The organism is Pseudoalteromonas luteoviolacea (assembly GCF_001696455.1).
GTDB lineage: Bacteria > Pseudomonadota > Gammaproteobacteria > Enterobacterales > Alteromonadaceae > Pseudoalteromonas > Pseudoalteromonas luteoviolacea_C.
On record NZ_MAUJ01000007.1, the window covers coordinates 142404 to 160256 of the forward strand.

The following is a 17853-nucleotide window of genomic DNA, read 5'->3' on the forward strand; positions in this document are numbered from 1 at the left end:
GCCTCCCAAACTCGGGAGGCTTTTTTTTTGGCAAAATGGGAGTGAGGACCATGACGCAAGATACTTTAGATGCATTGAGGACAGAGATTAATGAGATTGACTCTGAGCTGTTAATATTATTAGCTAAACGCAGGCGCATCAGCCATGGCGTTTTAGAATATAAAATAAATAACAACAAACCTATCAGGGATGAAGAGCGCGAACTCGCCCTGTTAGAAAAACTTATCAACTATGGCAAGTCTTTAGGGTTAGACCCTTTTTATATAAACAATGTCTTTCAAGTCATTTTGGAAGATTCAGTTTTAAATCAACAAGCCATGCTACAAAAGAGCTTAAACCCTGACACTGTTAACGACACCCATCGAGTTGCATATTTAGGAGGGCAAGGTTCATACAGCCAATTGGCCTGCCATAAATATTTCAGTCGCCGTCCTGGCAAACTTGTCGAGTTAGGCTGTCAATCCTTTGATGAGATTACGACCAGTGTTGAGCAGGGCAAAGCTGACTTCGGTATACTACCAATAGAAAACACCAGTTCCGGTAGTATCAATGAGGTTTTTGATTTGATGCAACATGCACAGGTTTCAATCGTCGGCGAAGTGACGCACAGTGTAGAGCACTGCTTGCTGGCTCAGCCGGGTATTGAATTAAAAGACGTCAAAAAAATCTATGCTCACCCACAACCATTTGCACAGTGCAGTCGTTTCATTCAAAGCCTTGCTGATGTGATTCAAGAAACTTGCGATTCGACATCTAGCGCCATCAAGATGGCGGCAGAAACGGCACAAAGCGCTGCGATTGGCTCTGCGCAAGCAGGTAAGAGCCAAGGCCTAGAAGTAATTAAAGATGAATTAGCAAATCAAGCAGAAAACCATAGCCGCTTTATCGTTGTTGCTCGAAAACCTCTACAGGTTTCAACTCAAATCCCCACTAAGACAAGCTTAATCATGGCAACTAAGCAGCATGTGGGCTCATTAGCCGACGCCCTAATGGTATTTAAAGAGCACAGTATCAATATGACTAAACTGGAGTCACGCCCAGTTCCAGGCAACCCTTGGGAAGAAGTGTTCTATGTAGATTTGCATGCAAACATTGCAGAAGAGCATGTCCAACAAGCGCTTGAGTCACTGAAGGAACATACGCAAACAGTCAGGATTTTAGGCTGCTATCAAAGCGAATCCCTAAAAGCCGTTGACCCAATTTAAGCACCACTCATAGCCCCAGAAAATGCTGGGGCAAAAAAACGCTCCGACAAGCGGAGCATTTATTCGACAATATCAGTGCCATTGTTACACTCAATTCGATAATTAGCCCAATACTTTGGCATCATTGGCTTTATTCAAGATCCCTCTACTTTGTGCCAAAAACGAGTGGGCACTGTCTGAGAAATAGGTTTTAGCCATATCGAACCCTCGAATAAGCTCTGCTTTATCTTGGTTTTTAAGGTTTATTAAGGTTTGAGCAAAAGTGTCTTGGTAACTTGCCAATAGCCCTTCCACATCTTCAAACTGTGCCAACATGATATCAGCATACAATTCTGGCGATTGCGCAAACAGCCGTCCAACCATCATCAACTCCAACTGATAAATCGGAGAGGAACACCCTCTTAGCTCCTCCAAAGTGTGACATTGACGAGCTAAAAACTGCCCATATACAAATGTGGTTAAATGTCTCATAACCTGAATAATTTGCATTGCTTGGTCATGTTTTTTTGCTTCCATTGGCGCGATATAACATCCCCATATCTTCAGCTGCTCCAACAGCCCTTGATATTTTTCTGGTTGGCGCCCTTCACAAGCGACGACGGTTTGCTTCACCCAATGGGATATGTCAGGGCCAAACATTGGGTGTAACCCAACAACGGGCCCTTGGTGGTGCTCAAGCAAACAACTTAGGGGTTTTTGTTTTACTGATGTTATATCAGCCAAAATACACTCTGGATTCAGCTTTGGTAAACTTGCTACGACGTCCTCCAGCGTGTTAATGGGCACACTGACTAATACCAGCTTCGCGTCTTGTAGAATTTCGCCCGCCTGATCTTGCTGTGCCTTATCGAGGACTTTCACTTCATAACCGGAACGTTTGAACTGTTTTGCAAACAACTGCCCCATTGCCCCTTCGCCACCCACAATCACAATGGGTGAGAGTTCAGGTGCTGCACAGGCGAGCTCACTTTGCTGATTTTCGTATGCCTCGCGCATCATCCTGCGCAATATATCTTCGACAAGCTCAGGGTTAACGCCCTTTTCTTCCGCCTGAGCCCGTCTTGCTGAAATTAACGCAGCCTCGCGTTCAGGTGCATGCAAAGGAGCCCCATTTTGTTGTTTTATCTTACCGACTTGCTCGGTGAGCATACGCCTTTTAGCGAGTAAGCTAACTAGCTCACTGTCACACGTATCAATATGTTCACGCAGCTCATCCAAGCTTAAGTCTTCTCTCATCCCCATACCGTAAACCTTAATTTACACTAGTAAATAAATAATTACACCCAGTCTAACAGGACGCTTGATATTAAGAAAGTACCTTTTTTCGTTGTTAAGACAATTGTAGGCAATGATCTTCATAGTGAGGAAAAATAGTAGGAGAAAAGTGCTGAGACCTAAAAGTCTAGGGCCAAGTAAAACATTAGGGGGAGGTTTTGATTACTATATTTGGAAACCAAACAGGCCGCAAAAGCGGCCTGTTTGTTAAGCATAGGTAGTATGCGCGTATTAGTTAAGTTTCTCTTTAATACGTGCAGATTTACCAGAACGCTCGCGCAAGTAGTAAAGCTTAGCACGACGAACCGCACCACGACGCTTAACTGTAACGCTGTCAACCAGTGGGCTGTGTGTTTGGAACACACGCTCAACACCTTCACCGCTCGAGATCTTACGAACTGTGAAAGATGAATGAAGACCACGGTTACGCTTAGCGATTACAACACCTTCAAAGGCCTGTAGACGCTCTTTGTTACCTTCTTTTACGCGTACCTGAACAATTACTGTGTCACCAGCGCCGAACGCAGGTACGTCTTTTTTAAGCTGCTCTTCTTCAAGCGCTTTAATAATATTTTGGTTTACTTTTGCCATTTTATTTCTCACATTCCTAGGAGTAACTGTCTTCTAGCCACAAGCTTCATGTTCTTGCTGAAATTCAGCAAGAAGCCTTGCTTGCTCCTCAGTCAGAGCTAGGTTACGCAACAAGTCCGGACGGCGTAGCCAAGTCCTGCCCAATGACTGCTTTAAGCGCCATTTGGCAATTTCTTTGTGGTTCCCACTGAGTAATACAGCAGGGACCTGCTTTCCATCCAATGTTTCAGGCCGAGTATAGTGAGGGCAATCTAACAGGCCATCCGAAAATGAATCCTGCTCAGCAGACTGATTGTGACCAAGCACACCAGGCACCAATCGCGCGACTGCGTCAATAAGTGTCATGGCGGGCAGTTCGCCACCACTGAGAATAAAATCACCAATGGACCACTCTTCGTCTACGTGAGACTCGATGATCCGTTCATCTATACCTTCATATCGACCCGCAACTAAAATCAACTTTTCAGACGTCGCTAATTCAGCGGCGCCTTGTTGGTCTAGTTTGCGCCCTTGTGGAGACATGTAAATTACTTTTGCACCATCACCAGCTGCAGCTTTTGCATCTAGAATGGCTTTTTCAAGCGGCTCTACCATCATCAACATACCTGGGCCACCACCATAAGGGCGGTCATCCACGGTACGATGCTTATCGGTCGCATACTCTCTTGGGTTCCAACAATTGAACTCAATCAAACCGTTTTTCACAGCTCGACCAGTTACACCTTGCTGAGTAACTGCATCAAACATTTCAGGGAACAACGATACAACGCCGACCCAAAGTTTTTGCTGTTCACTCATTAAAATGCTGGATCCCAATCAACCGTAATTTCACGTTCATCGTGCTTAACTTCAATAATGACAGAGTCTGTCAAAAATGGAATTAAGCGTTCAGTCTGACCAAATGCATCTTTTTTGTTTGCTTTCACAACCAAAACATCATTTGAGCCAGTCTCCATAAGGTCATCGACATGACCTAAGTTATAACCTTTATTGGTTACAACCGTCATACCAATTAAGTCTCGCCAATAAAACTCCCCTTCAGGTAATTCAGGAAGCTGCTCACTACTAACTGCGATTTCAGCGTTGGTATAAGCCATTGCTTCGTCTCTGTCGTTAATGTTCGCAAATTTAGCGATGAAACCCTTGTTGTGGCGACGCCAGTCACTCACTTCAAGAGCTTGCCATTTACCTTGTTGCCCTATCAACCATGGGCTGAAATCGAAGATCCCTTGGGGATCATCAGTAAATGAATGCACCTTAAGCCAACCCTTAATACCATAAGGGGCACCTAATTTGCCGACAACAAGTGTCGAGGTGTTATCTTGACTCATGGTTACACTTACGCCTATTAAGCCGCTTTACGAGCGTCTTTAACTAACTTAGCTACGCGATCTGAAAGAGATGCGCCCTGACCTACCCAGTGATCAACACGAGCAAGATCTAGACGAATTTTTTCTTCCTGACCAGAAGCGATTGGGTTAAAGAAACCTACTTTCTCGATGAAACGACCGTCACGCGAGAAACGGCTATCCGCAACCACGATTTGATAGAATGGACGCTTTTTAGCGCCGCCACGTTGCAAACGAATAGTTACCATACCGTCCTCTACATAGATTGACTGTTTTCATTAATAAGATATAACTTCCCACTACGGGAAGCTGGGGAATTGTACGAGTTTTTCTCAACAATGCAAGTATGTTTTAGATTTAATTCTCAATCTTGACATACCTCGGCCTTTTTGGACCTCGAACCGTGAAGTTTGAATGCACAATACGAGCTACAAATAAAGTAAAAGTGGGTGTAACTAGGTTACACCCATTTCAAATAATCCCACATAAAAACAACTCATGTGGCTTCAGGGAGAATGTTATGTTTAGAAAGTAAACCTGGCGCTGGCTGCTAAATAACGTCCAGGCTGCGTATAATCAGCCAAATTGGTGGTACTTCTGGATAGCCCTGCAACACTTTCATAAGGCGTGTATTCCTTATCAAGCAAATTAAAAATACCTGCATTGAGTTTCCAATTACCTAAATCATAATCAGCAAAGACATCAACTGTACCCCAACCAGAAGTTGTTACTCTCTTCTCATCCGGTACTTTCGTCATACGCTTGGCTGCTTTAAATGCGGCTGTGACAGACCAATTATCGGCCTCATAACGCGCTTTTATAAAGCCATTGAGCGGGCTGATTGATGGTTCATACTGATTAGTCTCTTTATTTTTGCCTTGAACATAAGTTAAACCAGTATCGATTGAGATATTGTCATTGAGCCAAACCATTAAATTAGTCTCAAATCCTTTAAACTCCACTTCGGCCACATTTTGATATTGCATAATGGGCACAGGTCTAGAGGTAGGAGTCGGTCCCGGCTCCATGCGAACTACATTTGTGCCTATAAAGTCGTCTATAACAGACTGGAAGAACGTTGCAGAAAACTGCTTATCCTCAAAGTGACCTTTCATACCAAACTCAAAGCTGTCACTGGTTTCAGATTCTAAATCTGCATTAGGTATAATTTGATATCGCGTTGGCACGCCATGGCTTTGGTAGGCCAAGTCATGGGGTGGGATCTTAAAGCCGCGAGCATATTGTGCAACAAGGTTAAGGTTATCATTAAATGAGTAGATAAGGCCCAGTTTTGGTGATAGCGCCGATTCGCTATAATCGCCAAACTCACTGCCCTGATATAAATCATCATGCTTTGCCTTCATATCGTACTTATCAAACCTTAATCCAGCATTCAAAGTCAAAACATCAGGTACCAGAGTAATATTGTCCTGCAAAAAGATCCCTAACATTGTGGTATCTGCACCTGGAAATGTCGGCTTAAACACGTCAGCATTAATTATATTACCTTGCAAGTCTTTGACAGTGCTTACACGGGGTCTTGCCGTTTCGTAGCTATCATAGTCGATTCCATAAACTATTTGGTGTGCGATATCACCAGTCTGTAATTGCTTATCCAGAACTAAGCGAGTACCAAATATTGACTGCTCAAAACCATAATCATTGTGAGAGACAGACGTACCTGTAAAACCCATTCTTATCTGGTCGCTCTGTTGATCAAAGTCACTCAAGTATAATTGCGCATTCAAGTTATCATAGAGTACTGTACTGGCACTGGTTTCAAATTGAAGTGAGAATGAGACATTTTCATTATTATCGACTGTTTCAAACGTACCTTCTGTGATGACTTGATCATACTCCTGCTCAAAATAGTCAATCGTGGCTAATAAAGATGAAGTCTCAGATAACGTGAACTCGGATTTTATAATCGCCGCGTTAGAAGTGTATTCGTAGCTATCCAACGACTCAATGAAGTTTTGAACTTCATCACCATCTCGACGGGTGATTTGTATTGAAGAAGCATTGTTGTCACTTAATTGAGCAGCAAAAGTCCCACTCAAACTCGTTTCATCACTCACGCCATTAAAACCAAGCCCTACTTGAGCAAATGTATTCTCTCCTGCTAAATAATCAGAAGGGTTTTTAGTCGTAATAACAATAATACCACCCAGTGCATCTGAGCCATACAAAGAGGAAGCTGCACCTTTGGCAACTTCAATTTGTTTCACATTGTCGACGTCTAAATACCCTCGACCAACAATAAGGCTGCCACTCCCAGAAGCATAAGCATCATTCGAACGACGTCCATCTTTTATATATACAACACGGTTTCCACCGATACCACGAATATTGAGCGCTTGGGCTTCTCCTGTCGAGCCCGTAGTTGTTATCCCTGTTTGATACTTAAATGCACTATTCAAGTCCACTGCTAACTCACGTTCAATTTCTTGTTCGGTGACAACATTTACTGAGCCCGCAACGTCTTCAAGCTTTTGCTCAATACGCGACCCAGATACTACGATGACCTCGCTGTCTTTCTCAAATTGCTCCGCAACTGAACTTGGCGCAGCAAAGAACGCTGCTGCAATACTTAGCGAAATAGTAGTTTGTTTAAACATTATCTTTTAACCTCAAACAGGAAGAACGAATAAATTTCGCTGTGCACTATAAAGGTATTTCTCACACAACTCAAATGATAATTGTTTGCATTTCTATAATCATATAGATTTTATTTGCTATCAAATGTATTATTGCCGCATCGGATAAATGTACTCATAAAGGATTTATAAGAGGCTCATCAGTGCGTCAATCAACGTACCTGTAGGCCATAACTCAAGTAATTAAACGTGAGAAAAACAATGAAACACGCAATATTTATAGGTATCTTTTTGACTGTGATGAGCTTTCAAGCTGCTGCCGAACGCATTGTTGTCGCAGGTGGTACCATTACTGATATCGTATTCGCACTGGGTGCAGGTGACCAAGTTGTCGCAGTGGACACTTCAAGCACTTGGCCAATCAAAGCAACAAAATTACCAAAAGTAGGTTACTACAGAGATCTAGCCGCGGAAGGGATACTATCTCAAAAGCCAACCTTGATTTTAACTTTGGAAGGGGCCGGACGACCTGAAGTATTAACACAAATAAAAAGCACAGGTGTCACTGTACATCAATATGATAAGCCAGACGCTGTTGAAGGCTTGTACACCTTAATCAATGCGGTCGCAAAAGACTTAGATAGAACACAGCAAGCTGAAACGCTTATAGCATCTCTGAAGCAAAAGCTACCAAAAAGACCTTCACCGTCAAAAACCAATGCGCTTTTTATACTTTCAGCAGGTGACCGTGGCGTCATGGTAGCTGGGAAAGAAACCGTACCTGATGTTCTATTTGGTTATACGGGTATTAAAAACCTCGCTTCACACAATGGCTTTAAACCATTTAATCGCGAGGCTTTATTAGTTAGTAACCCTGATTTTATCATTGCGCCCAGTCACGTTGTATATGGTGCAGGTGGACCGCAAAAATTTTGTCAACAAGCAGCTCTGGCACTTGTTCCCGCTGCGAAGGAATGTCGTCTTTTGGTAATGGATTCACTTATGGCGCTAGGCATGACCACGCGTCTACCCGAAGCCATTGCTGAATTAGACTCATTCCATCGTAAGCAAAAACTATGAGTAATATTGCACTTCCCATTTTAAACTCCAAGCAGCATGTAAAGTGGTACTGGCTGAGCATAATATTACTACTGAGCCTCGGCTGGCTTTCGTTAAGTAGTGGCCCAGTTGGTTGGGACTGGAAAATGCCTATTGCATGGCTACTACCAGATTCGATGACAGCAGATATTAATGCGTTGCAGATGAGTGTGGTATCTCAAATCCGCCTGCCTAGACTCACTTTGGCCATTTTAATTGGCTCTGTGCTCGCATGCAGCGGGGCCGCAACTCAAGCGCTTTGTCGGAACCCACTGGCAGATCCAAGCTTGATGGGTGTAACCGGTGGGGCTGCGGTTGCTGCAATCGCGGTTATCGCGCTTGCGCCTAAAGTCAGCTTTATAAATGAAGCTATGGTTGCACCTGCCGCTTTCATTGGCGCATTGACAATTACCAGCGTTATTTACCGTTTAGCTAATCATCAGGGCCAAGTTCAAATCACAACATTGCTCCTCGCTGGTGTTGCAATCAATGCCATTGCAATGGCAATCATTGGCCTGTTTAGCTTTTTTGCAGATGACAGCTCATTGAGACTGATGACTTACTGGCAAATGGGCTCTCTCGGCGGAGCAAGCTGGTCGGCAATGATCTATGGCGCGCCGCTTATTGTGGTCAGTACCACCATGCTTGTCTTAAAAAGGCGTCAAATTAATGCATTAATGTTAGGTGAGCGAGATGCAAGGCATTTAGGTGTGAACGTAAAACGTTTGAAAACCGAAGTCGTCTTCTTAGTCGCGTTGGGTGTAGGTGGTGCCGTTGCGATGGCTGGTATGATTGGCTTTGTTGGCTTAGTTGTTCCTCATATTGCGCGTTTGCTAGTTGGGCCAGATTTAAGAAAAATGTTGCCGTTAAGCATGCTATTGGGCTGCCTATTGATGCTTTTGGCAGACTGGGTTGCTAGATTGATTGTTGCGCCATCAGAACTGCCTATCGGTATTGTTACAGCGCTGTTTGGCGCACCGTTTTTCGTCTATCAGCTCATAAAACAAAAGCGAGGTATTCATGCTTGAATGTAAAAATATCGGCATCACGCGCGGTAATAAACGCATAATACATGACCTCTCTTTCTCAGCTAAACAAGGCGAATTTATCGTTTTACTTGGCGAGAATGGTGCGGGCAAATCGACGTTGTTAAGCGCAATTTGCGACGATTTAGAATACTCAGGTAAAGTGCTATTCAACGACAAGCCAATGCAAAGCTTTGACTCGCAAACTCTCGCTACTCAACGAGCCATGCTATTGCAAAACAATCGAGTAAACTTTGCATTTAGCGCGGCAGAGTTGATAGCGATGGGTCGTTACCCTTACCACGAGAGCACCCAAAATCAGGCGGACGCGGTCAACGAGATCATTGCGCAAATGTCCCTTGAACCTTTAGCCGATAGAGATGTTACTGTACTTTCCGGCGGTGAATTTCAACGTGTCCAATTTGCTAGGTGTATTGCCCAACTCGACGCTCATAAAAAGCAAACAACAGGTAAGTTAATGTTGTTAGATGAGCCGACATCTGCGCTCGACTTACACCATCAACATGCCACATTAAGTAAAGCGCAAGCATTTGCAGATCAAGGTAACACCGTTATTGCGGTGTTACATGACCTCAATCTGGCATCATTGTATGCTGACAGAGTTTTGCTCTTGCATCATGGTAATATTTATCACGACGGTAAGCCCAACGATGTGCTTCAACCTGATGTATTACAACCAATCTATCGAGCTGGCATGCAAATAAACTTGCACCCCAGCTTTCAAATCCCTATGATTTTTTCAGAACCGCTAACAGGAGCCTCTAATGCGTGAACAGGCCGCTTTTGAAGCACGCACTTTAGTTAGACAATCAAATGTCTGTGTGATCTCAACAATCTCTAAAAACCTTCATGGTTATCCTTTTGGATCTGTGTCTCCTTTTATGACGGACAATCAAGGCAGACTTATATTTTACATTGCAGGGATTGCACAACACTCTCGCAACCTCAATGAAGACAGCCGCATGTGTGCAACCGTATTTGATGCCGCCGAAGAAGGGGATCAAAATGCGCATGCCCGCGTAACCGTTGTAGGTGATGCGGCCCCCGTTCCCGCTGAAGAATCGGAAGCGCTCCTTGAACGCTACGAGCGTCAATACCCTGAAGCAATATCATATCGTCAAGCCCATGATTTTCAGCTGTGGCGGATGGAAGTGAAACGTGTTCGTTACATCGGTGGGTTCGGCCATATATTTTGGATTGAAAAAGACGAATGGCATGCCCAAGAGCCCGAGTGGTCGCTCGAAGATGAGAAAAGAATGGTCGAACACATGAATGACGACCATGCCGATGCCAATCAGCTGATGCTTCAAAAGGCACATGGAATAAAGTCAGATAACGTAGTGATGACCACGATTGTACCCGACGGCTGCTACTTGAGAGCGAATGATAAAAACTATTACATCCAATTTGAGAATGTCTGTATGGATAGTAAAGCTGTTCGTATGGAGTTGGTAAGACTGACTAAATTAGCAAGAAAAGAGTTCAGTACTGAAACGGCTCAAGAATAGACACTGAGGGTATTTAAGCCTTATTCGAGAACGTAAAAAAGGGAAGTGCCATCACTTCCCTTTCTCATTCTAGTAAAGATTAAAATTTAGGACCGCCGCCGCCAAACATACCCGGTGGCATCATGCCTTTCATACCGCGCATCATTTTCATCATGCCGCCTTTACCTTTCATTTTCTTCATCATTTTTTGCATTTGGGTAAACTGCTTAAGTAGCTTGTTGATGTCTTGTACCTGAGTACCAGAACCCGCTGCAATACGCTTCTTACGCGACCCTTTAATGATTTCTGGTCTTGCGCGCTCTTTTGGTGTCATCGAGCTAATGATGGCTTCCATCTGGTTAAAGGTTTTGTCATTAACTTGACCTTTTACTGCATCCGGTAAGTTGTTCATACCTGGCAACTTTTCTAACATAGACATCATCCCGCCCATGTTTTTCATTTGCTTAAGTTGCTCAGCAAAATCTTCAAGTGTAAAACCGTCGCCTTTAAATACTTTTTCTGCAACTTTCGCCGCTTTGTCTTTATCGACTTTAGCTTCCACTTCTTCTATCAGTGATAAAACATCACCCATTCCAAGAATACGTGAAGCGATACGATCTGGGTGGAAAGGCTCTAACGCGTCGGTACGTTCACCAACACCGATAAATTTAATCGGTTTACCCGTAATATGACGAATAGATAAAGCGGCACCACCACGTGCATCACCATCTGTTTTAGTCAGGATAACACCGGTGAGCGGCAGCGCTTCATCAAATGCTTTAGCCGTATTGGCGGCGTCTTGACCTGTCATTGAGTCAACAACGAATAACGTTTCTATAGGATTGATTGCTGCGTTAAGATCTTTGATCTCATCCATCATGTCACTGTCGACATGCAAACGACCCGCCGTATCCACCAGCACCACATCGATGAACTTTTTCTTAGCGTGACTTACCGCATTATTGGCAATATCCACTGGCTTTTGTGAAATATCACTCGGAAAGAACTCAACATCAACTTCTGAAGCCAATGTCTCAAGCTGTTTGATAGCCGCAGGACGATATACGTCGGCACTCACGACAAGCACTGACTTTTTCTTTTTCTCTTTTAGAAATTTTGCGAGTTTACCAACACTCGTTGTTTTACCAGCACCTTGTAAACCGGCCATCATAACAACTGCAGGCGGCTGAGCATTTAGGTTTAGCTCTTCATTTGCTTCACCCATGGCCTTTTCAAGTTCTTCACGCACAATTTTAATGAAAACCTGACCAGGACTTAAGCTTTTAGTTACTTCAACACCTACGGCACGTTCTTTAACTTGCTTTACAAACTCACGTACAACAGGCAGCGCAACGTCAGCCTCAAGGAACGCCATGCGCACTTCACGCAGCGTTTCTTTAATATTATCTTCAGTCAAACGGCCTCTGCCGCTGATATTTTTAAGCGTTTTTCCTAAGCGTTCTTGGAGGTTCTCAAACATGTATCGCTTCCACTATCTCGTAATTACGCAACATTATACTGATATGCGCGCAACTAATACAGTATTCAAGTTATACAAAGATTCTTTTTACAAAGTCTATGCAAGCGACGAGGCTTAAAATACAATAGCCTATTAAAGGACCACGTAAAGTAGACATAAAGTTCATGATCATTATTTTGTCATTGTTGGCGAGCCTGTTTTACACACTGGCGACGGGGCACGTGCTTTCACGCCTGTTCCACAAAGAGGGGCCGAGCCAAAAATTAACTGTCATTTTAAGTACTGTTGCCATTTTGAGCCACATGCTAGTACTTGTGAATTCTGTGTTTACACAGCATGGTCAGGACTTAAGCACGATTAACATTGCTCTGCTTACTTGTTGGATAATCGTGGTTTCAGTCACAACTGTATCGCTTAAATTTCCTGCAACCCTGTTGCTGCCGGTGGTTTATGGTTTTGCTGCCATTTTGCTCGTGGCAAGTTTATTTATACCACACCACATTATTATGGATGACATTAACGTAGATTTAGGACTCGTCACACACATTTCCTTATCCTTGTTGGCATATTGTATTTTGATCATCGCCACCCTGTACGCGGTACAGTTTTTCTTTATTGATAAACGACTCAAAAACAAAGATCTCGCCATCATGAATAGCCACCTCCCCCCTCTTATGCAGGTAGAGTCACAACTATACCAACTACTTACAGTCGGAACTGCCCTTTTAACCCTTGCACTTATCGCCGGTTTTGCATTTTTGGATGGCATGTTTGATAAAGCCTCTATACATAAGACCGTTCTGTCGCTAATTAGTTGGTGCATATTTACTGCAGTGACCATTGGCCACCATCAGTTTGGTTGGCGTGGCAAACCCGTCGTGTTTGCTGTACTTGGGGCTTCTGGAATCGTTACTTTGGCCTATTTTGGAAGCAGATTTATACAGGAAGTCATCTTAGATAAATTTTAGAATAAGAAAAGTGAGCATGGAGCTTGACTCTTATTCTATGCTGACGCTTAATAGCCTTTCGAAAGTAAAAAAAGGATCCTCTGTTGGACGACATATCCACTAGCGCCCTGTTCATTATACTAGGCGTACTGATACTGATTTCCGGTTACTTCTCAAGTTCAGAGACCGGTATCATGTCAATTAATCGCTACAGACTTAGACACTTAGTTAAAGAAAATAATAAATCAGCTAAGCGTGTAGACAAACTGCTCAAAAGACCGGATCGTTTGATCGGACTTATCCTTATAGGTAATAACCTTGTTAACATTGCAGCGTCAGCCGTAGCAACAGTGATTGGTATGCGCTTACTCGGCGACGCAGGTATTGTGGTCGCAACGTTTGCGCTTACATTGGTAATTTTGATTTTTGCTGAAGTCACCCCGAAAACACTCGCGGCTTTATATCCTGAAAAAGTGGCATTCCCAAGCTCTGTTATTTTAAAAGTGTTACTTAAAGTCCTCTTCCCAGTCGTTGTGACAGTAAACTGGATCACCAATGGCATGCTAAAACTCTTCGGAGTCTCTCCTGAACAAATTGAAGAGCATAGCCTAAGTAAAGAAGAGTTAAAAACAGTTGTGAATGAGTCAAGTGCCATGCTGCCAACTAATCACGGTAGCATGCTGACATCAATTTTGGACCTTGAACAAGTGACCGTTGAAGACATCATGATCCCCCGTAGTGAGATCAATGCCATCGACATAAATGACGATTGGAAGGACATTACACGTAGATTGACCAATGCTCAACACACTCGGGTGCTCTTATACCGAGATCAAATCGATGATGCTGTTGGCTTTATTCACTCTCGAGATGCACTGCGCCTACTTACTAAAGAACAGTTTGACAAACCTTCTTTGCTGCGTGCAGTACGTGAAATTTACTTCATTCCAGAAGGGACATCTCTCAACACACAATTACTTAAGTTTCAACAAAACAAAGAGCGCATAGGGCTTGTTGTTGACGAGTATGGTGATATTCAAGGGCTCGTTACGCTGGAAGACATTTTAGAAGAAGTTGTCGGTGACTTTACGACGACCCAAACACCAACGCCTAGCGACGAAGTCACTGTACAAAGCGATGGTTCCGTACTTGTTGATGGCGGTGCCAACATTCGTGACTTAAATAAAGAAATGGGTTGGGAGCTACCCACCGAAGGACCAAAAACCTTAAGTGGGCTTATTGTTGAGTATCTTGAAGATATTCCGGAATCTCAACTTAGCCTAAAAATTGCCAACTATCCGATGGAAGTTTTAGAAGTAAAAGAGAATATGATTAAAGTGGTTAAAGTATTCCCTCTTCAACCCACAAAGTCGCCTGTCTAATGAAAAAGGCCAGTGTCACATCACTGGCCTTTTTTGCATCATTCTATAAAGCTTCGAGCTCTTAACCCCGATTACTGGCCTTTATGAAAATAAACGCTCAAACCAGTTTTTATCCAAGTCATCTTCACACCGTTTAAGCTGTGCGCCATATCGAGACGCACGGTGTTTTACTTTGTTGGCTACCTTCATCAGCCACTTTTTCTTTTTATAAGTACCACGGCGATACCCTCCCCACCCTTCGTGGTAGTTCAGGTACTGTGCGTATGCATCCCATTTTGATACACCGTTCACTTTATGTGTCTTATAAACAAACCAGCCCATAAAGTCGATAGCATCTTCAAAGTCATCTCTGTCTGCACCCGAATTGCCCGTTTCGCGGATATAATCACTCCAAGTCATCGTCTTAGCCTGAGAGTAACCATAAGCAGAACTCGCTCGGCCTACCGGAATAAAACCTAAAAAGTATTCCATTGGCGGGGCTGCATCATGTCTAAATGAGCTCTCTTGATACATCATGCTCATTAAGACATGCTTTGGCGACCCCCACTTTTCTTGTGCATCGCGCGCGTCGTAATACCAATCTTCTTTTTCTTCAAAAATCTTACAAATATCATTAGGTTGCTTGGGTGGTGCGGTGGCACAACCGGCCATTGCAAGAAGTAGAGGTAAAAATATTATTTTTTTTCGCATTTTTTTTGAACTCACCTGAACTTTTCCAATTTGCTGAGGTCATAATACTTGAATGCAGCAGTTTAGCATTGTTTCATCCCTGATATTTTTTACGCAGCCAAATTGGCTGCGTTTTTTTATGCCTTTTCGAAATAGTCTTTTAAAAATGCTTTAAATGACAAAGCATCGTTTGCAGCTACAGCTTTTTCATCTTCAAAAGACTGACTTGCTTGCTTGTCTAAATCGGCTTCACAATAATACTGAAAATCTGTTTTTAGGTGCTCATTTTTGTAACGCGTTGCAATATCAAGCGCTTGCTCTGATGCATCACCGCCATTTGCTAAAAGCGATGAAATGAGCTGGCCAGAAAAAGTGTTGTCCGGGTTTTCTATCCAGGTAGCGAGGTGGTGCACTGTATCTGAGTAATCAGAGTTGCCATGTGCTGCATCAAATAGCTCAGCAATTTCTTTGAGCTCGGTAAATATCTCATTACCCCATTGGGCAATCGTTACCTGCTCCTCTCCTTGCTTAAGCAAAGTGCTGGTATCACGGCCAGTGCTGATGACGCTTTGCAGGTTCTGATCTGATATTTGCTGCTCTTCCCAGCTCATTTCAGGCGCATCTTTTAGCAAACAATAAGTTAAAAATACATCCAAAAATCTAATCTGCTCTATGCTGATACCTGTATCAGAGAACGGGTTGACATCCAACGCGCGGATTTCAATGTATTCAATTCCACCACGAGATAGAGCCTGAGTTGGAGTTTCATGTTTTTTCGCATTGCGTTTAGGTCTAATTGGCGAATAGAACTCGTTTTCAATTTGAAGGATGTTTTTATTTAATTGCTTGGGCGTTTCAGCATGGAAATCGTCAATGTTTTCATAAAGATCTGAACGACAACGTATCGCTCTTTGTAAACCTGCTACATACTCTGTCAAGCTGTTGTACATGACTTTTAGTGATGACTGCTCACTGTTGGTATAACCTAAGTCACCTAAACGAAGCGCCGTACCATGGGGCAGATACAAGGTACCTTTGCCCTGCTTTTCAAAAGGTAAATTACTTTCCTTACCCTGCAAAAATGAACTACACAACGCAGGTGAAGCACCAAACAAATAACTAATGAGCCACAACTCACGCTTGAAATTACGGATAAGCCCTAAATATTTATTAGAAATAAAATTCTGTAATTCGCTGTTGTCCTGCTCGCTTTCTTGCAGCGCTAGCCAAAAACTTTCTGGAAACGAAATATTAAAATGCACACCCGCAATTGCCTGCATCATGCTGCCATAACGGTTTTTTAACCCCTCACGATATAGGGTTTTCATTTTACCGATATTAGAGTTACCAAATTGTGCTAATACGATGTCTTGCTGGTCTTCAATAAAGCACGGCATACTCATTGGCCATAGCATTTCGTCGCCCATATTGGCTAATGTGTACTTTTGCAAATCTCTTAACTGCGACAAAGTCTGCTCTGCTGAAGTGCTAACCGGAGTAATAAACTCAAGCAAAGATTCTGAAAAGTCAGTTGTAATTGAACTATGTGTTAACGGGTGACCTACACCTTCAGGATGAGGTGTTTTGGCAATCTTGCCAGATGGCTGGATCCGCAGTGCTTCTCGTTCTATACCCCGCTGTATTCCAGTTAAAGAGGATACAAGCGTGGATGTGGCAAGCTTTTCTAGCTTGCTTGCTAAATTAGTTTGTTTCAAAAAAATACCTCGAGGCTCGGATCAAGCTTAAGTTATGCCATCATCAATGGGGGCATATTAAAAATACTCAAGCCACAATTATAACTTTACCAAAGTGTTGGCCTTGCTCCACGAATGAATGCGCCTGACTTACTTCATCTAACGTATACTTTTTACTCACGAGCACTTTTAGCTGATCGGCTCTGACAGCTTGATATAAAGCGTTTAATTGCTCGCGGTTGGGCATAACCAGTACACCTTCTCCGTGCATATTTAACGTTTGACCATGCGTAATTACATCATCCTTTGTCACAGTTGGCACTGTTACAAAGTGAGTACCAGACGCCATATTGCTCAACATCTGCTTTGCAATGTCACCACCAACTAGGTCTAGTAACTGCCCAGTTCTTCTGTGAGCAAAAAAGTCTTCGTAATGTACGTTGGGTACTTTAAATTCCATCGACTCAATCAAATCGCTGCGTGTCGTCACTGCAACAACATCAAACCCTGCATTCATTGCCGTTTGAACAGCGAGGTGCCCAACTCCACCTGTTGGTGCATTTATATATAACGTACCATTACTTGGCGACAGCTTAGATAACGCTTGAACAGCAGTTAATCCCGCTAAACTTAGACCTGCTATTTCAAGGGAAACTTTCTCGTCGATGGAAATAATCTGTTCGATATCTGCAACTACGTGTGATGCATAGCATCCTGGGTTTGTTGGAAAGCCAACCATACCAAGAACTGTATCGCCTGGCTGTATGCCTGCGACTTTATCCCCTACTTGTTCAACAACCCCTAATAAGTCGTAGCCAAGCGGTAAAAATGCCCCTTCAGATTTAGCTTGAGCCACATACCCAAGCCCACTGCGCGTTTTAATGTCTATAGGATTCACTGATGAAGCAAGTACACGTACCCAAACCTGCTTTGTATCCAACATAGGCTTTACTGCCTCTCTGACACACAGCTGTTCAGAAGTACCAAACTCGGTTATGCCTATTTGCTTATATTGATTATTCATGAAGTGTCA

At 43.2% G+C, this 17853-nt stretch carries 17 protein-coding genes; 7 read left to right on the forward strand and 10 right to left on the reverse strand.

The features are described 5' to 3' along the window. Positions 1–50 precede the first annotated feature (50 nt). Complete coding sequence (locus tag A7985_RS18725; RefSeq protein WP_065791927.1) at positions 51–1205, forward strand: chorismate mutase; 1155 nt, start codon at positions 51–53, stop codon at positions 1203–1205. Between the two features lie 102 nt (positions 1206–1307). On the opposite strand, the gene tyrA is transcribed toward A7985_RS18725, so the two are convergent. From tyrA to A7985_RS18755, 6 genes are all read right to left on the reverse strand, one after another. Further along, the gene (gene tyrA / locus A7985_RS18730) at positions 1308–2441 is read right to left on the reverse strand and encodes a bifunctional chorismate mutase/prephenate dehydrogenase (RefSeq protein WP_065792111.1); all 1134 of its coding nucleotides are present in this window, start codon (positions 2439–2441) and stop codon (positions 1308–1310) included. Between the two features lie 270 nt (positions 2442–2711). Then, a complete protein-coding gene (gene rplS / locus A7985_RS18735; protein ID WP_065791928.1) occupies positions 2712–3071 on the reverse strand; it encodes a 50S ribosomal protein L19 in 360 nt (119 codons plus the stop codon). Between the two features lie 33 nt (positions 3072–3104). Further along, on the reverse strand, positions 3105–3869 hold the full coding sequence (gene trmD / locus A7985_RS18740; RefSeq protein ID WP_065791929.1) for a tRNA (guanosine(37)-N1)-methyltransferase TrmD: 765 nt from the start codon (positions 3867–3869) through the stop codon (positions 3105–3107). Then, positions 3869–4402 carry a ribosome maturation factor RimM gene (gene rimM / locus A7985_RS18745; protein WP_065791930.1) on the reverse strand — a complete coding sequence of 178 codons (534 nt, stop codon included), beginning with the start codon at positions 4400–4402 and terminating at the stop codon, positions 3869–3871. The genes trmD and rimM overlap by 1 nt, the downstream gene beginning before the upstream one ends. A 17-nt stretch (positions 4403–4419) precedes the next feature. Further along, positions 4420–4668, reverse strand: coding sequence for a 30S ribosomal protein S16 (gene rpsP / locus A7985_RS18750; protein WP_023398624.1), 249 nt, complete (start codon positions 4666–4668; stop codon positions 4420–4422). Positions 4669–4944: 276 nt separating this feature from the next. Then, positions 4945–7038 carry a TonB-dependent hemoglobin/transferrin/lactoferrin family receptor gene (locus A7985_RS18755; protein ID WP_065791931.1) on the reverse strand — a complete coding sequence of 698 codons (2094 nt, stop codon included), beginning with the start codon at positions 7036–7038 and terminating at the stop codon, positions 4945–4947. Positions 7039–7278: 240 nt separating this feature from the next. On the opposite strand from A7985_RS18755, the gene A7985_RS18760 reads away from it, so the two are divergent. The 4 genes from A7985_RS18760 to A7985_RS18775 are packed head-to-tail and all read left to right on the forward strand — an operon-like array spanning position 7279 to position 10669. Continuing rightward, on the forward strand, positions 7279–8097 hold the full coding sequence (locus A7985_RS18760) for a heme/hemin ABC transporter substrate-binding protein (protein ID WP_065791932.1): 819 nt from the start codon (positions 7279–7281) through the stop codon (positions 8095–8097). Beyond that, the gene (locus tag A7985_RS18765) at positions 8094–9143 is read left to right on the forward strand and encodes a FecCD family ABC transporter permease (protein WP_065791933.1); all 1050 of its coding nucleotides are present in this window, start codon (positions 8094–8096) and stop codon (positions 9141–9143) included. Before A7985_RS18760 ends, A7985_RS18765 begins: the two co-directional genes overlap by 4 nt. Beyond that, entirely contained in the window at positions 9136–9933 is a 798-nt protein-coding gene (locus tag A7985_RS18770; protein WP_065791934.1) for a heme ABC transporter ATP-binding protein, read from the forward strand. Before A7985_RS18765 ends, A7985_RS18770 begins: the two co-directional genes overlap by 8 nt. Next, positions 9926–10669: a HugZ family pyridoxamine 5'-phosphate oxidase gene (locus tag A7985_RS18775; protein WP_065791935.1), complete on the forward strand. Its 744-nt coding sequence runs from the start codon at positions 9926–9928 to the stop codon at positions 10667–10669. Before A7985_RS18770 ends, A7985_RS18775 begins: the two co-directional genes overlap by 8 nt. Before the next feature lie 79 nt (positions 10670–10748). On the opposite strand, the gene ffh is transcribed toward A7985_RS18775, so the two are convergent. Continuing rightward, positions 10749–12128 (reverse strand): signal recognition particle protein, encoded by a 1380-nt coding sequence (gene ffh / locus A7985_RS18780; protein ID WP_065791936.1) that lies wholly within the window; start codon positions 12126–12128, stop codon positions 10749–10751. Between the two features lie 164 nt (positions 12129–12292). On the opposite strand from ffh, the gene A7985_RS18785 reads away from it, so the two are divergent. Both A7985_RS18785 and A7985_RS18790 read left to right on the forward strand, forming a co-directional pair. After that, positions 12293–13096, forward strand: a complete 804-nt coding sequence (locus A7985_RS18785; protein WP_065791937.1) for a cytochrome C assembly family protein — start codon at positions 12293–12295, stop codon at positions 13094–13096. Positions 13097–13179: 83 nt separating this feature from the next. Continuing rightward, positions 13180–14457 carry an HlyC/CorC family transporter gene (locus tag A7985_RS18790; RefSeq protein WP_081310630.1) on the forward strand — a complete coding sequence of 426 codons (1278 nt, stop codon included), beginning with the start codon at positions 13180–13182 and terminating at the stop codon, positions 14455–14457. Positions 14458–14538: 81 nt separating this feature from the next. Here the strand turns inward: A7985_RS18790 and A7985_RS18795 are convergent, their stop codons facing one another. From A7985_RS18795 to A7985_RS18805, 3 genes are all read right to left on the reverse strand, one after another. After that, on the reverse strand, positions 14539–15147 hold the full coding sequence (locus A7985_RS18795; protein ID WP_065792113.1) for a transglycosylase SLT domain-containing protein: 609 nt from the start codon (positions 15145–15147) through the stop codon (positions 14539–14541). A 116-nt stretch (positions 15148–15263) separates the two neighbouring features. Continuing rightward, entirely contained in the window at positions 15264–16841 is a 1578-nt protein-coding gene (gene gshA, locus A7985_RS18800; RefSeq protein WP_065791939.1) for a glutamate--cysteine ligase, read from the reverse strand. Positions 16842–16908: 67 nt separating this feature from the next. Continuing rightward, positions 16909–17844 carry an NADP-dependent oxidoreductase gene (locus A7985_RS18805; protein WP_065791940.1) on the reverse strand — a complete coding sequence of 312 codons (936 nt, stop codon included), beginning with the start codon at positions 17842–17844 and terminating at the stop codon, positions 16909–16911. Positions 17845–17853: the final 9 nt, after the last annotated feature.